Genomic DNA, 15,436 nt, shown 5'->3' on the forward strand with positions numbered 1-15,436 from the left:
ATGCCGAATGCAGCCAAGCAGACGTTGTTCCTTTATTCGACCACCGTTTCCGATGTCGGTACGGTTCGCAGCAATAACCAGGATTCCTCCTTCGCCGGGGAACGCCTGATCGCCATGTGCGACGGCATGGGAGGTCATGCTGGCGGCGATACCGCGTCCACCATCGCCATTCGTTCGCTTGCTCATATTGAACAGGATGACAAGCAAAGCAGTGTGGAAACTGTGGCGCAGATGATGGAAACCTCCGTGATGGCTGCGCATGATGCGATTGTCGGCAAAGCGAAACATGAACGCAAACTCGCCGGCATGGGCACGACGGTGGTCGCGGTCGCTCTGGTCTCCGGGTACTGGGTGCTGACGCATATCGGCGATTCCCGCGCGTATCTGCTTCGTGACGGGAAACTGTCGCGTATGACCACCGATCACAGCTACGTACAGCATCTGATTGACACCGGCCGCATCAGTCCAGCCGAGGCGCGCAATCATCCGCAGCGCAACGTCGTGATGCGTGTGCTCGGCGATTTTGATATCGACCCCCACCCGGATATCGCCATCTGTGAGGCGCATCCCGCCGACCGTTGGCTCTTGTGTTCGGACGGCTTGTGCGGCGTGCTGGAGGATTCGACTATCGAAGAAATGCTCAGCACGGTCTCCGACCAGGAGGAATGCGCACAGCGCTTGGTATCCATGGCATTGAAGGCCGGTAGTACGGATAACGTGACTGCTGTGATTGGCGATGCCACGCTCGCTCTTGACGCCGATGCCTTCGATTTGCCTCATCAGACCCCGTTGGTTGGTGGAGCGGCAAGCGCCAGCCTTGAAACGATCGCCGATATCATGCATAAGCCGGTCGCTTCGGCTCCGGTTCTGCGGGCGGGCAAGAACTCACCTGCGCAGCGTGCGGCCGCGCTGATCCAAGGCGCGGTGCACGCAGGAAAAGATAAAGCGGCCAAGGAGGAGGAGCAAGGCCCGAAATCCCGTGTCGCACAGCCTTCGCAAGTGCGTGAGGAAAACGGCGAGATTCCCAATACCGACACCGGTGAAATCCCTGTCGTCAAGAAGCGTGACGGCCGTATATCCGCCGATCCCAACGATCCGGAGGTGGCGAAGGCCATCCAGCGTGAGCAGGCACAGCAGAAGCGGGCGCACCGCAAGCGCGTCCATTTGTCACGTCTTGGCATCATCGTCGGCATCGTTGTGATCATCGCCGCGTTGGTCGGCATGGCTTTCGCCGGCTACCGGTGGAGCCAGACCAAGTATTACGTTGGCGAGCATGACGGCGTAGTGTCGATTTATCAGGGCGTTCCGACGAATGTGTTCGGTGTTGAGCTGTCCCACGCCATCCAGGACACCGACATCAAGGTGTCGTCCCTGCCGCAGTCTTGGCGCGACCAGCTGCATGACGGAATCTCCGTGGACAGTTTGGACGAGGCGCGCAGCCATGTCAAGCTGATTGAGCAGGAGATGAAGAACTTCAAGGCGACCGAACGAGCAAACAACAAGGGGTCTACGGATTCCAGCGATTCCAAGTCGGCGAGCCCCTCGGCTAGTCCGTCGGCCAGCTCTTCCGCGAGTCCCTCGGCAAGCGGATCGGCAAGCCCGTCCGCCGCATCCAGCCCGGCTGCGCTGCGTGTTCCCCTAGTCCCCATATCAGGCGTGGCCGCATGGTCCGCCGATGCATGGGCGGTGATTGGATGATCGTCACTCGTCTGCGCCAGATGTCGTTGATGCTGTTCGCGATGGCAGTCAGCTTCATCGGCTTCTTCCAGATGTTTGAACGCACCGCCGGGTCGTTCCCAAGCGAATACATGATGCTGCTGGGCGTTGTCGCGGTGCTGTTCATCATCTTGTGGTCGCTGTTGCTCAAATTCCAGCCGTACGCCAGCCAGTCAATTCTGCCGTGCGTGCTGCTGCTGACGGGCATCGGCATCACGCTCATCTCTCGCATCGACCAGCAGAAAGGTACGCATGTCGGCACGAGACAGTTGATTTGGCTGTGCTTGGCGTTGGTGCTGTGCTGCATTCTCGTGATCTGCCTGCGTGATTATCGCGTGCTCAGACGGTTCTCGTACGTGAGCATGGTGGCCGGTATCGTACTGTTGCTGTCCCCGATGATCCCTGGCTTGGGCAGGACCATCGGCGGCGCACGCATCTGGATTGGTATCGGCTCGTATTCGTTGCAGCCGGGCGAATTCGCCAAACTGTTCATCGCGTTCTTCTTCGCCGCGTACCTGTTCGACCACCGTGACCAGCTCGCTGTCGGCGGCAAGAAGGTGCTGGGTCTGCAGTTGCCGCGCATCAAGGATTTGGGTCCGATTATGGTGGTCTGGGCCATGTCAATGGGTGTGTTGGTGATTCAGCGTGATTTGGGTACGTCGCTCATGTTCTTCGCGATGTTCGTGTGCATGCTGTATGTGGCGACCGGCCGGAAGAGCTGGATCGTCATCGGCATTCTTGCATTCGCTGCGGGTGCGGTCATCGCCAGCCGCATGTTCGCGCATGTGGACAACCGTATCGACGCTTGGCTGCACCCCTTCGACGCGAAGGTGTACAACCGCCAGGGCGGCTCCGAGCAGTTGGTGACCGGCCTGTTCGGCCTTGCGTCCGGCGGTTTGATGGGTACCGGGCTCGGGCAGGGGCATCCGAGCCTGACGCCATTGGCGAATTCTGATTTCATCTACTCGTCCGTGGGCGAGGAACTCGGTTTGACCGGTTTGCTGGCCGTGCTCGCCCTGTATCTGGTGATCATCGCCTCCGGTTTGATTACCGCGATGAAAATCAAGGATGGATTCGGCAAGCTGCTCGCCTCGGGACTGGTGTTCACGATGGCCGTGCAGGTGTTCACCGTCGTGGGCGGTATTACATTGGTGATTCCGCTGACCGGTCTGACCATGCCGTTCATGGCTGCCGGCGGTTCTTCGCTGATTGCGAATTACATTCTGATCACCTTGCTGCTGATCATTTCGAATGCTGCGAACAAGCCCGAACCCGAGCTGACTTCTGACACCTTCCAGTATGAGGCTTTGGCCGTGCTGCGCGACCATGAGCTCAAGGAACGCGCAAAATCAGCCGCGCAGGCCGCCAAGGACGATGAAAATCAGCCTAGGCACGGCGCTCACGCAAGCCATGCAAGTCATGCGGCCCACGCCGACGACACAGAAGACGCCGTGCAGGCAACCCAAATCGAGGATGCCCCGACCATTATGGTCGACGACGCATCGCAGCCGGAAGGGCTGTATGATGCCGAAGAACAAGACAATCGCGATGAACAAGGCGATTGGGCCGATTGGCGTGATTTCGCCGATGATGATGATTCTCCGGCCACTACGACCAGCCATTGGCCGATGCGCGGGACCCAGACAGAACAGGTAGAAGACGCGCAGAACCAGGCCGCGCAAGACGGGAACGGCGGCACTCCCCCGACTCCCCCGGCGCCGCCGCAATCCACGCCGCGAACGGTGAAAGGAGGAGCCCGATGAACAAGAGTCTCAGGCAGATTTTCACTGTCGTCGTCATATTGTTCGTGATTCTGGGGTGCTCCACCACGATATTCACCGCATTCCGCGCGAACGAACTGAATTCCGATCCGCGTAATCGTCGTGCGCTGTACTACCAGTTCGGTGCCCCGCGAGGGTCGATTCTCGCGTCCGACGGCACTGTCCTCGCGAAGTCCGACCCGTCGAACGACGCGTTCTCCTACCAGCGTTCCTACTCGAGCGGTGAGGAATACGCGCCCGTCACCGGCTTCTTCTCCATCAGCCAGAACGCCGACCGCGGCATCGAAGCGTCGAGGGCCGCGTTGCTTAGCGGTACGTCAAACGCGCTGGCGGTACAGAAATTCAAGGCGCTGCTCACCGGAACCGAGAACAAGGGCGCATCCATCGAGACATCCATCAGCACAAAACTTCAGGATGTCGCCTATCAGGCGCTCTCCAGCCAAGGCTATGACGGCGCGGTCGTCGCCATCGTGCCGAAGACCGGCAGAATCGTCGCGATGGTGAGCACGCCCAGTTACGATCCGAACGTGCTCGCGCAGCATGATACAACGAAAGTCAACAACGCTTACGCCCAGCTGACATCGAACTCAACCAATCCAATGCTCAACCGCGCGACTTCCGAACTGTATCCGCCCGGGTCCACGTTCAAGACGGTCGTCGCGGCGGCGGCGTTGGAAAGCGGCAAATATCAGGCGGACACGCAGATTCCTGCCGGCAGTGCGTATACCTTGCCGAACACGGCAACCCAGCTGACGAACGCCACCCCGGCGGCGAACGGCACCAATGGGCAGTTGACCCTGTCCGACGCCCTCGCCTACTCGTCCAACACCGCATTCGCCCAGCTTGGTGTCGCGCTCGGTGGGGACGCCATCGCCGAGCAGGCGAAGAAATTCGGATTCGGCCAGTCAATCACCGTAGATGGTTCCGCTTCCACCGGCAGTCCGATGAAGGCAGTCGCCTCCACCTTCCCATCGAATCTGCCTTCGGACAAGCTCGCCCTCGCGTCCATCGGCCAGGGTGATACGCTCGAAACCCCGCTGCAGAATGCGATGATCGCGGCGGCCATCGCCAATGGCGGCACCCTGATGCAGCCGACGTTGGTCGACCGTGTGCGTGCCAGCGATTTGTCGACCATCTCGGAAACCGGCCCTACGGTCATGTCCCAAACCATGAGCTCGAACACCGCTTCCGCTCTGACCGGCATGATGGAGGACGTGGTCACCAAGGAAAGCCCGACGCTCGCCATCGACGGCGTCAAAGTGGCCGCGAAAACCGGCACCGCGCAGATTGGCGCAGACAACCAATCGACTGACGCGTGGATGATGGGCTTCGCTCCCGCAGACAACCCGCAGATTGCGGTCGCTGTTGTGGTACATAATGTCAATACATTCGGTGTTACCGCTGCCGGGCCGATTATGAAGCAGGTGATGGAGGAGGCGTTGAAGCAGTGAAACTGATTGAAGGACAGCTGATTCATCGCCGCTATCGCCTGGACCGCAGACTCGCGCAAGGTGGTATGGGCGAAGTCTGGAAGGGCTACGATATCCAGCTTGGGCGCCCTGTCGCCATCAAGGCGCTGCGCAGTGATGCGGCCAACAGCGAGGCGAAGCTGCGTCGTTTGCGTGCCGAGGCCCATAATTCCGCGAACCTCGCCCACCCCAATATCGCCGCGCTGTTCGAATACTACGAGCATGACGGCATCGGCTTCCTTATCATGGAATACGTGCCGAGCAAATCCTTGGCGGATATCTATCACGAAAAAGGTGCGATGGATCCCACCGAGTTGCTGCCGATCCTGATTCAGGTGGCGCGCGGACTGTTCGTGGCGCATTCGCATGGCGTGATTCACCGCGACGTCAAACCGGCGAACATCATGGTTTCCGATGATGGAGAAGTGAAAATTACGGATTTCGGCGTGTCGTACTCCACAAATCAGGAACAAATCACCCAAGATGGCATGGTGGTCGGTACGGCACAATACATTTCTCCCGAGCAGGCACAGGGTAAGCAGGCGACGGCCCAGTCGGACATTTATTCGCTGGGAGTCGTGGCGTACGAGGGGCTGTGCGGACATCGCCCGTTTACGGGAGCGACCCCGGTTGATATTGCGGCAGCCCATGTGAATGAGGCTGTTCCTCCGTTGCCTGACACGGTTGATTTGCAGTTGCGGCAATTTGTGATGTCCATGCTGGCCAAGGACCCGCGGGATCGTCCGAAAGACGCTCTCGTGGTGTCGCGCACGCTGTCACGTATTGATCGGCGGCTGATGGACCAGGAAACCAAACTGAGCGATGACACGACCATCGTGGCGTCCCACGGGCGTCTGCCCCGAAGGGTGAGCAGTACGCCGCATGTCGGCGCAGCGGCCACGGCAGGTATGTCGGACGGGCAGCAGCCGAAACAAGTATTCATTAGCGGGACTGCGGAGCCGCGGACAGTGAGTTCGACATTCCGCCCGCAATGGAAGGAGCAGCAATGAGCAGCAGTGTACCCACTTCGTTGGCGAACGGCCGATATCAGCTCGGTCAGCTCGTTGGCCGGGGCGGCATGGCGGAGGTGCGTGTGGCGCTCGACAAGCGTCTGGGGCGTACTGTCGCCATCAAGATCATGCGCTCCGATCTCGCCAATGACGAGATCTTCCTCACGAGGTTCCGCCGTGAGGCCCATTCGGTTGCGCAGATGAACAACCCGAACATCGTGAACATCTACGATTCGGGCGAGGAGACCATCGTCAACGACAGCGGGCAGACCGAGCGGGTGCCATATCTGGTGATGGAATACGTCAAGGGGCAGACCCTGCGCGACATCATCAAAGCCAACGGCCCGCTCAGCCAGCGTGACGCCGAGCAGGTGATGCTTGGGGTGCTCAACGCGCTCGAATACTCGCACCGCATGGGTATCATCCACCGCGATATCAAGCCCGGCAACATCATGATTTCCGACCAGGGTGTCGTCAAGGTCATGGATTTCGGCATCGCGCGTGCCTTGGACGATTCCGCCGCCACGATGACCCAGTCGCAGGGTGTGGTCGGCACCGCGCAGTATCTCTCCCCCGAGCAGGCGCGTGGTGAGACCGTAGATATGCGCTCCGACCTGTATTCCGCCGGTTGCGTGCTATATGAGATGCTGACCGGCCGTCCGCCGTTCACCGGCGATTCCGCGGTCGCCATCGCCTACCAGCACGTCTCTGAGGCTGCGACGCCCCCGAGCGCGGTGATTCCAGGCCTGCCGAAGATGTGGGACAACATCTGCGCGAAAGCCATGGCGAAGGACCGTCAGAACCGGTATGCGACCGCAACCGAGTTCAAGAACGACATTCTGACCTTCATGAACGGCGGCGTGCCGATTGCGGCGACGTTCAACCAGTTGACCGATTTGGCGAACCCCGTAGCGCGCGGCGGCGGTGAGACTGCGACCCAGGTGATGCCCCCTCCGCAAGTCACCACGCAGACCAATCCGGTGATGCCGGTGACCACGAATCCTTTCGTGGAGACGGGAGATGGTGAAACGCGTGCGCAGCAGCGTGAGGCGGAACAGCAGCGCAAGAAGAAGCGCATCATCATCGCTGTGGTTTGTGCCATCGTTGCGATCGCCGCAATCTGCGGTATCGTGTTCGCTCTTATGCATTCCAAGAAAACGCAGATGGTCACGGTCCCGACCTTCTCCTCTTCCACCACCGAAGCGGGTGCCGAGGCGAAGCTTGAGGCGGCAGGGCTGAAGATCAAGGTGGAAACAGATACGAATTCCACCGAGCCGAAGGGCACGTTCACCAAGCAGTCCCCGGCGGGCGGCAAGAAGGTGGCCGCCGGCTCGACGGTCAAAGTGTGGTTCTCGGCCGGCCCGTCAACGGGAACGGTTCCTGATGTGAGCGGCAAATCGCAGGATGACGCGCGTTCGGCGCTGGAGGCGGCTGGATTCAAGGTAGCCGCGAGCACGCAGACCGAAGACAGCGACACGGTGGCCAAGGACAATGTGACGCGTACTAGCCCGGCTGCCGGGTCCAAGCAGTCGAAGGGTACGACGATTTTGCTGTACATCTCCTCGGGCATGACCAAGGTGCCTGACGGCTTGGTCGGCCAGTCGAAGGATACGGTCCTCAAGACCTTGCAGGAGCGCGGATTCAACACGTCCGTCGAGGAGGAGAACTCCGATACGGTGCCTTCCGGCGCGGTGACGCGACTCGACCCGGTGCCCGGCACCTCGATCGAGCAGGGATCCACGATTAACGTGTACGTGTCCAAGGGCAAGGAACAGGTGACTGTCCCCTCGGTTGTCGGGGCAACGTATGCGTCGGCGAAGTCCACGCTCGAAGGCCTCGGCTTCACGGTGTCCAACTCCACGCAGGGCGCGAAGGACACTGATCTGGTGACCGCGCAGAACCCGACTGCCGGAACGCAGGCGGATAAGGGCGCCTCGATTACGCTGACCACCAAGTCTGCGTCGTCGTCCCCGTCGTCGTCAACGTCCTCATCCTCGGGCTCGACGTCGCAGGGAACGGATAACCAGCAGGGAAGCGGTCAGAGCAGCAATAACGGCTGACAGCTATCTGCTAGCAAACGCGTGATGGCCCGGAACACTGCATCGGTGGTGTTCCGGGCCATCACGTTGTTGTGGGTGTTGCGTTAACCGTTGTGGGTCTCCTGCTTCTGTGCCCAGCCGGTTACGCTGGCGGCCGGGTACAGTCCGGTGCCGGTGCGGACTGGATCGGGTTTCAGGCGTCGTTGTCCGATTCGGTCCGTGGTTCGGGTGGTTCAAGCGGCTCGCTTGGCAATGATTAATTATCGTGGTGTGTGCGGATTATTGGTATTCTGCGGTTTCGTGGTGGTGTCGTGGTTGGTGGCCCGGTGTCGGTGGGCGTCGGTGAGGACTGGTTCCGGTGTCGTGGTGTGATTCGCGGTTTAGTCCGCGGAATTGGTCGGTTGCGTGACCGGTGTGCCGGTGGCTGTTCTCCGTGTGTTTATGGGATTGTTGGTATTCTGCGGTTTTGCGGGAGTATCGTGGCTGGCCGGCGCGTCGCAGTCGGGTCTGTCACGGACTGGATTGGGTTTCGGGTGTCGTTTTCTGATTCGGTCCGTGGTTCAGTCAGCATGGGCGACTGAGCTGAGGGTATGTGATAGTGATGATGCGGTCGGTTCGTTGGAAATTCGTGGTTTTCCGATGTGACCGCGGCCGCCGGTGGATGGTGGTTGGTCCCCTGTTGTGGACTGAATCGCTTTTTCGGCCTTCATTGTCCGATTTGGTCCGTGGATTCGGGTGGCCTGAGTGGCTCGTCTGATGGTGGTTGATTGTCGTTGTGTGTTGGATTGTTGGTATTCTGCGGTTTCGTGGTGGTGTCGTGGTCGGTGGCCCGGTGTCGGTGTGGACTGGATCGGTCTTCGGCTCTCAATCTCGGATTTGGTCCGCAGGTTCGGGCCGCTGCGAGGCGGGCGTGATCGTCTGATTGCTGTGCAACAAGCAGAACATTGGTATTCCGCGGTTTTGTGGTGGTGCCGCGGTTGTCGGGAGCGTGTTGGGTGGGTGTCGGCGTGGACTGGTTCCGATGTCGTGGTGTGATTCGCGGTTTGGTCCGTGGATTCGGGCGGTTGCGTGTCCGGTGTGCCGGTTGCTGGTCTTGAGGTGTTGGTGTGTTCCTTGGTATTCTGCGGGTTCGTGGTGGTGCCGTGATTGGCGGGCATGTTGCGGTCGGGCATGTTGTGGACTGGATTGGGTTTCGAGTAGCGTTTTCTGATTCGGTCCGTGGTCCGGTCGACTTGTACACATGGTCTGGCGTCATCCACCCGTGCATGGTACGGGCAAATCATTGGAATTTCGCGGTTCTGTGGTGTTGCCATGGCAAATCCCTGATGCTGGGCCCTATGGGATGCAGAGACTGATTCCGATTCCGCCTGCCGTTTTCGGATTCAGTGCCGGAGTGCCCGGTCATCCGCCGAAATCCCACTCCCCTGGATTGATACTCGAGCAACCCGCCACTCAACCCGTCCAGATTGAACGACGAAACTGTCCAGAAAAAGTGATGACACCGAACAACTCAAATGAACAGAACACGCTGAGGAACGGTCGTTCCCGCCGCTCTCGACCGCTTAATCTGGTCGCACTGGCGCCGCGCTCAGCGTAACCGGCATGATCAGCCGCCTCAGCTTAACCAGCGTAACCAGTTTGCGGGAGCATGGCTCTCTTGGCGCGTGCCTGCCTTGACTGCGGCTGATAACTGCCGTTTCGCCCTTCTGCGCGTGTCTCATATCGCACGTACGCTCGAATCGCACTCGCCTATATGCACCGCGACTACCGCGCCCACCGCGCCGGCAGCGGCCCGCCGCGACCCAATAGGTACGCGAAGAAATCAGCGGGTCTTCATGATTTTCGGTTGACGCCCCTGAGCCTTGTCCACGGCGTTCGTCTGTCCGCACACGGCGAGCCAGTTCGCCAGCAGCCGGTAACCGTCCTGCGTCATGACTGATTCGGGATGGAATTGCACGGCATACATCGGCAGTTCGCGGTGTTTGATGCCCTGAATCGTGTGATCGTCGAGCGCACGCGCAGTGACAACCAGCTCGTCCGGCAGCGAATCCGGCTCAATAGCGAGCGAGTGGTAGCGGGTCGCGGTCATCGGGTTTGCGACACCGGCGAAGATTTCATCGTCGATATGCTCGACCTGGCTGGTTTTGCCGTGCATGATGGTCGGTGCATGGTCTACGGTGGCCCCGAAAGTCTCGGCAAGTGCTTGCAATCCGAGGCAGACCCCGAACATCGGCTTCTTGGTGGTCGCGCACAGTCGAATCATGCCTTCGCTCGCCCCGGATTCCGACGGGGTCCCCGGCCCAGGTGAGATGAGCACGCCATCGTATCCGTCGATGACACCCGGCGTCGACGGGTCGATGGCGTCATTGCGCACGACATCCACGGTGGCGCCCAAGGTGCGCAGATACCCTACAATCGTGTAGACGAAGGAATCGTAGTTGTCGATGACCAGGATATGCGCTGAATCCGTCATTGCCTCTCCTTTACCGTTCTGTGTCAACTGTGTCGTGTCGACTGTGTTGTGTCAGAAGGCACGTCATCAGCCGTATCATCAGCCAGCAGCAAGCCGCCAGTATTGCAAGCCATATTACACAGCGACATAGTTCGACATCTGCTGGAGTATCGGGATTGTGGACGCCGCCCACGGGTACACCCATTGGAGCAGGGCGGCGGCCGCGGCGACGGCGAGTAATGCCATCAGCAAGATGCGAATCGGCAGCACGCCCGGCTGAAGCCGAAGAATCGTGCCGTAAATGCTTGCGTCCGGGCGCTGCCGACGTCCCTCGTGGATGGCTTTGAGCACCGGCCAGCGCCACACGATGGCGGCTGCGATGAACAGCACGGCGTAGATGATGAGCGCCCACTGTACAACCGGCGTGAGGGAATCGAGCTTCGAAGCCGCTGATGGTGTCGGCGCGCTGGAGAAGCTGACTGCCCCGGAAGCGTCCGAAGCGAGTTCTGCGGGGACGCCGTCGGAGACTTTCGCCCAGTACGCGAATTCGGCGTAGGCAATCCAGCGATGTGTCGGCGTGGAATACCGCGGTGTGCATGTCGTCATGGTGAGCATGCGCTTGGTGGGTGCGCTGCCCGGGTTGTCCGGATTGGCGGCGACCACTTGCGTTTCGGTCGGTAGTACGACAAGATGCCTGGTATACCGGTACACGTACCAGTAATCCTGGGTGCGGATGATGATGGCGTCGCCCGTCTGCAGTTTATCGATGTCTGCCAGCGGCGATCCGTAGCCAGCGCGGTGGCCCGCGAACGCGAAATTGCCGATCGCGCCCGGCATCTGACTGTTGTCGTAATGCCCCATACCATGCTTGTTGAGCTGTTCGAGACTGGTTCCCTGCACAATGTTGCGCACCCATTGGTTGCCGAACCGCGGAATGTAGACTTCCGCGACGAGCTCGCCCTCGTTTGCGCTGGCCGGCTGTACTGGGGGGTCGCCCGCCTGTTCTTTGGCGATTGCCGTGCCAGATCCGTTTGTTGCGGGCTGTGTCCACGTGCTGGTGATCGATTCGCGGGTTTCAGCCTGGGTGTGTTCTGATTGCACGCCGGTCCACCAGAACAGCCATACGATGTACAGCGCGCAAATAACCGCCGCGGTGATGAGGAGTTCGGCGATGATACCGATGATTTGCCAGCCGATGCCGAGACGCTTGGCAGGCTCGGAATGAGCGGTGCGATTGGATTGTGAGGAAGATTCGGATTGCGCGGCACGCCTGGAGCGTAGAGCCTGCCCGGATTGCGCGGCGTCAGGCACTGATTGTGCGGTGTAATCGGCATCGGCTTGCGCCGGCGCGGCGTTGTGCTGACGCGGCTGTGCGGATTCGTATGACGGTGATGTCGGGTCGCTCATGATTGATTGTCCTAATGGGTGATGGTGGAATTGGGTGTCATGCGGTCAGTCCCCTTGTGTGCTGGCCGAAGATGGGTTTGACGTGGTCGTTCCGGCGGAACCAGAGGCGTCGGTATTACCGGAGTTGCTTGTATTGTTGCCTGTTGCGTTGTTGCCGCTTGTTCCGGCATCGGACGAATCGCCCGATGCGCCTTCGGAACTGCCGGTGCCGGCCCCTTCGGAACCGGAGCTGGAACCGCCGGAATTCTCAGTCTCGGCATTCCCGTTGCCGGTCGCTGTGGCGTATTTCAGCGGCTGCATCACCAGCGGCGTTTCCGGGAATTTCAACGTATCCTTCGTCTCGACATTCCAGCCGAGGCCAAAAGCGCTCACATACTCTTGATACACCTGCACGGCCTGGGAGTCCGCCAGCGCGTCGATCATGTCCTCGGTCGGCCCGATTGCGGAAATCGTGTACGGCGGCGAATACTGCTTGCCCTGCAACATCAGGACATTGCCGACGCAAATCACAGCGGAGTTGAACAACACGCGCTGATCCTGAATCATCATCGCCTCTGCCCCACCGGCCCAGAGCGCGTTGACCACCGCCTCGATATCCTGCTGATGAATCACATAATCGTTGATATTCGAAGCAGAACCCGAGCTGTTCACCATCGTTTTCCACAACGGCGAATCGTCAAGCGTGACGGTGACGCCCGGCCCCTGAACGGCAGAAAGGACGGTGCTTGAGCCGGCGTCCTCGCTGTTGGAGGAGTCGCTGCTGCCCGTGCCGGCGAGTTTGTTCAACGTGTTGATCTGCGAGTTGAGTTTGCTGACTTCACTGCGCAGCTTGTTGGCTTGTTCGACACGCTGTTCAACCATCTGCGCCGTATCGGAGGTGACGGTTGCGGTGCGGTTCACGCGGATGTTGGTGGCGAGCAGGAACCCGGTGAGGGCGACGACGACGAACACGGCAATGCCGCCCAGCATGGAGTGCTTGACCCCATGTTTTCCGGTGTGTCTGCTCATTTCGCCTCCGCCGTGTTCGCTGCTTTCGAGTGTAGCCGCTATGATGACTTTTTAGCCTATTCGAATGGAGACTATGCACATGGCTGACGAAGAGCTGCACGAAACCGACGAGCAGTCGGTCGACAACGTGTCGGACGCCACCGCGTCCAATGATGGAGCGAATGACGACGATTACGGCATCCCGATGGATGAAGTCGAAGCCGTGCTGAATGCCACCGCCGACAAATCATCGATGACTCCGCAGATGCAGCGCATGATGAAGCGTCAGGCTGAGAACACGAAGCGCGTCGAGGAAAGCATCAAGAGCACCAAGTCGAACCCGCGTTGGTTCGTGCCGCTGTTCTGCGCGCTGATGATTATCGGCTTGGTTTGGGCGGTGGTGTACTACCTGACCGGCAAGTATCCGATTCCCGCCATCGGCATGTGGAATCTCGCTATCGGCGGCGCGCTGATTATGATCGGCTTCCTGATGACCATGGGGTGGCACTGACCGCTGTTGGTTTCTCGGCGGCCACCGCGTAACGCACGGCGGTGGCCGCCGAGAGACATGTGTGGTCGGCGAACGCCGCAATCCCGCCTCCCGCGCCGGAGTGTGGGTAGACAGGCGGCGCGGTGCGATGGGGCAGTCGGGGGACAACCGCCAACTCAGAGATCATCTACAACAGTTACGGCAGATTATCTACGCTTTCACGCACATGAATGCCGTTTTCTTCCCTGACATGGTCGTCAGAAATACGAAGGTATCTCCCCCATCGGCGATGTGATAACGTTTGCGCACCTGCGCCACGCTCGCGGGATAATTCCGTACCGCGATATTCGCTTGCTTGATGCCTCGCAGCGTGTGCTTGACCGGTCCATATGCGTTGATGGCGAATGCTCGTCCCGGAAACGCATCAACCTGCTTGTCCGACACGAACAAGTGGCTGTTGCTGTCGATTTGCGTGACGCCGAAACGCTGCGCGAGTAGGTCAAAGCAACCGGCTTTCATCAGCGATGCGTTCGGCTCGTAGAGGTATGCAGGCTGGTTCGGGGCCGTCTGCTGGGCGTTGTGTCGCAGCTGTTTGCGTTCCTGGGCCCTTGTGCCGGCTGTGTCTTGGGCGTGGAAGCTGAATACGGTGTCGTCGTCGACGCAGGTGACTAGCGGGAAGGTGTTGGTTTCGCTGTCTTCGGCGCCGTGGCGGGTGATGACGAGCAGCAGCTCCTTGCACTCGTTGTGCACGGAGACGATGTGGATTTCTGATACCGCGGCTGGCGTCGCTGCGTCGTCGAGCGCGCGATTGCAGTCCTGAGCGGCTTGATGCCAATCCAGCATCGGGGAGAGTTTGATGATGATGGTGGGCGCGATGCCGGCCAGTTTCGGCAGTATCGCAAGCATGTCGGGTGTGCAATCCGCGATTGCATAGGTGCGGGAGCCGTGGGCGTCCCGGCGGGCGGGATCCGCCATTATGAGCGTGGCCGGGGACAGTTCGTCTAGGATTGCGGCTGCGTCGGCGTTCGTGATCTTGGCGTTGCCGATGCCGAGCGCGTGCATATTGTGTTCTGCGAGCTCACACAGGTGCTGTTGGCGTTCGATGTAGACGGCGCGGTCGAATACGCGGGACATGTATGAGAAGTCGACGCCGAATCCGCCGGTGATGTCGATCAGCGTGGTGGGGTGTGGCGCTCCGGATGAGAGGCGTTGCGCGAGGTCTGCCTTGTATTGCGCGGTGGACTGGGATGAGCATTGTTCCATGGCCAGATGCGGGGGATAGATGATGTCCTCGCATGCCGCCCATTGTGGGAGTTTGGTGCGCGCGCGTTGCCAGCCTTCGATGCAGTCGAGCGCGACGGCGAGGTCGGTTCCGTCCTCGGGATGCGCGTGAAGTGCGATATCACGCACCTGCTCTGTGCGGTGGGCGGCGATGAAGCGTCGTGTCTGCTCGTTGATATCCATGCCGCCATCATACGTGGGTGACACGGCGGATGGTTGTTGTGGCGGTGACGGTTGGGTGGGCTGGTTGGCATTAGTCGGGGAAGGCTGGCGATTATCCACCAAATGTGGATAAGTGGACAACTCGGTGGATAATCTGTGGGCAACACCACATCTAGGGGTCTTGGCGTTGGGGGACCACTAGAGAAATCTATCGACTATCGATAGATTTTGAAATTGTGGATAACTATTTGTGCACATCGTCCACACCTGAAAATCCTTGGGAATGCACAATTTGTGGATATGTATGTGGATAACTTGTACAGTTTTCCACGACTTATACCCCACTTATACCCAAGTTATCCACCATCTTGTCCACAGATGTGGAAAACTACACCGTTGTAATTCCGTATTGTGACTATTGCGCACTGTTACGTCGCTGCGGTACAAGCCTGAGAATCAGCAATCGACGGAGGTGGGATTCCTTCATTGGCCCAACTGCCCGTATGCAGCACAGCTGTCGCACCGCGGTTTGGTGCCGGTCGCTGAACGCTTCTGGTTGGTGGTATCCCGTGGCGTGTGGCCGCGAAAACGCACTGCGGCGAGATGCGACAGCTGCCAGCCATCACGCCGGCCTGAATCCGT

The 15,436-nt window shown here is 59.8% G+C and carries 9 protein-coding genes and 1 pseudogene; 6 read left to right on the forward strand and 4 right to left on the reverse strand.

Annotation, left to right across the window (positions count from 1 at the left end; translation table 11 throughout):
- Genes ACTQYB_RS07020 through pknB form a run of 5 tightly spaced genes read left to right on the forward strand, consistent with a single transcriptional unit; the run spans position 1 to position 8,036 of the window.
- Positions 1-1,698 carry a BofC C-terminal domain-containing protein gene (locus tag ACTQYB_RS07020; RefSeq protein ID WP_441482290.1) on the forward strand — a complete coding sequence of 566 codons (1,698 nt, stop codon included), beginning with the start codon at positions 1-3 and terminating at the stop codon, positions 1,696-1,698.
- Positions 1,695-3,479 carry an FtsW/RodA/SpoVE family cell cycle protein gene (locus ACTQYB_RS07025; protein WP_441482299.1) on the forward strand — a complete coding sequence of 595 codons (1,785 nt, stop codon included), beginning with the start codon at positions 1,695-1,697 and terminating at the stop codon, positions 3,477-3,479. The genes ACTQYB_RS07020 and ACTQYB_RS07025 overlap by 4 nt, the downstream gene beginning before the upstream one ends.
- Complete coding sequence (locus ACTQYB_RS07030; protein ID WP_441482289.1) at positions 3,476-4,948, forward strand: peptidoglycan D,D-transpeptidase FtsI family protein; 1,473 nt, start codon at positions 3,476-3,478, stop codon at positions 4,946-4,948. The genes ACTQYB_RS07025 and ACTQYB_RS07030 overlap by 4 nt, the downstream gene beginning before the upstream one ends.
- Positions 4,945-5,976 carry a serine/threonine-protein kinase gene (locus ACTQYB_RS07035; protein WP_441482288.1) on the forward strand — a complete coding sequence of 344 codons (1,032 nt, stop codon included), beginning with the start codon at positions 4,945-4,947 and terminating at the stop codon, positions 5,974-5,976. Before ACTQYB_RS07030 ends, ACTQYB_RS07035 begins: the two co-directional genes overlap by 4 nt.
- On the forward strand, positions 5,973-8,036 hold the full coding sequence (pknB, locus tag ACTQYB_RS07040) for a Stk1 family PASTA domain-containing Ser/Thr kinase (RefSeq protein ID WP_441482287.1): 2,064 nt from the start codon (positions 5,973-5,975) through the stop codon (positions 8,034-8,036). The genes ACTQYB_RS07035 and pknB overlap by 4 nt, the downstream gene beginning before the upstream one ends.
- 1,801 nt (positions 8,037-9,837) lie before the next feature.
- Here pknB and ACTQYB_RS07045 read toward each other — a convergent pair.
- From ACTQYB_RS07045 to ACTQYB_RS07055, 3 genes and pseudogenes are all read right to left on the reverse strand, one after another.
- Positions 9,838-10,488: an anthranilate synthase component II gene (locus tag ACTQYB_RS07045; RefSeq protein ID WP_412171265.1), complete on the reverse strand. Its 651-nt coding sequence runs from the start codon at positions 10,486-10,488 to the stop codon at positions 9,838-9,840.
- Between the two features lie 114 nt (positions 10,489-10,602).
- Positions 10,603-11,874 (reverse strand): class E sortase, encoded by a 1,272-nt coding sequence (locus ACTQYB_RS07050; RefSeq protein WP_152570395.1) that lies wholly within the window; start codon positions 11,872-11,874, stop codon positions 10,603-10,605.
- 252 nt (positions 11,875-12,126) lie between these two features.
- Positions 12,127-12,882, reverse strand: a pseudogene (locus ACTQYB_RS07055) (DUF881 domain-containing protein); the annotation flags it as partial.
- A 64-nt stretch (positions 12,883-12,946) separates the two neighbouring features.
- Here ACTQYB_RS07055 and crgA point away from each other — a divergent pair.
- Complete coding sequence (gene crgA, locus ACTQYB_RS07060; RefSeq protein WP_412171267.1) at positions 12,947-13,372, forward strand: cell division protein CrgA; 426 nt, start codon at positions 12,947-12,949, stop codon at positions 13,370-13,372.
- A 189-nt stretch (positions 13,373-13,561) separates the two neighbouring features.
- On the opposite strand, the gene ACTQYB_RS07065 is transcribed toward crgA, so the two are convergent.
- On the reverse strand, positions 13,562-14,815 hold the full coding sequence (locus tag ACTQYB_RS07065) for a THUMP-like domain-containing protein (protein WP_441482286.1): 1,254 nt from the start codon (positions 14,813-14,815) through the stop codon (positions 13,562-13,564).
- Positions 14,816-15,436: the final 621 nt, after the last annotated feature.

Source organism: Bifidobacterium sp. LCP19S3_E9, from assembly GCF_052121135.1.
GTDB lineage: Bacteria > Actinomycetota > Actinomycetes > Actinomycetales > Bifidobacteriaceae > Bifidobacterium > Bifidobacterium thermacidophilum.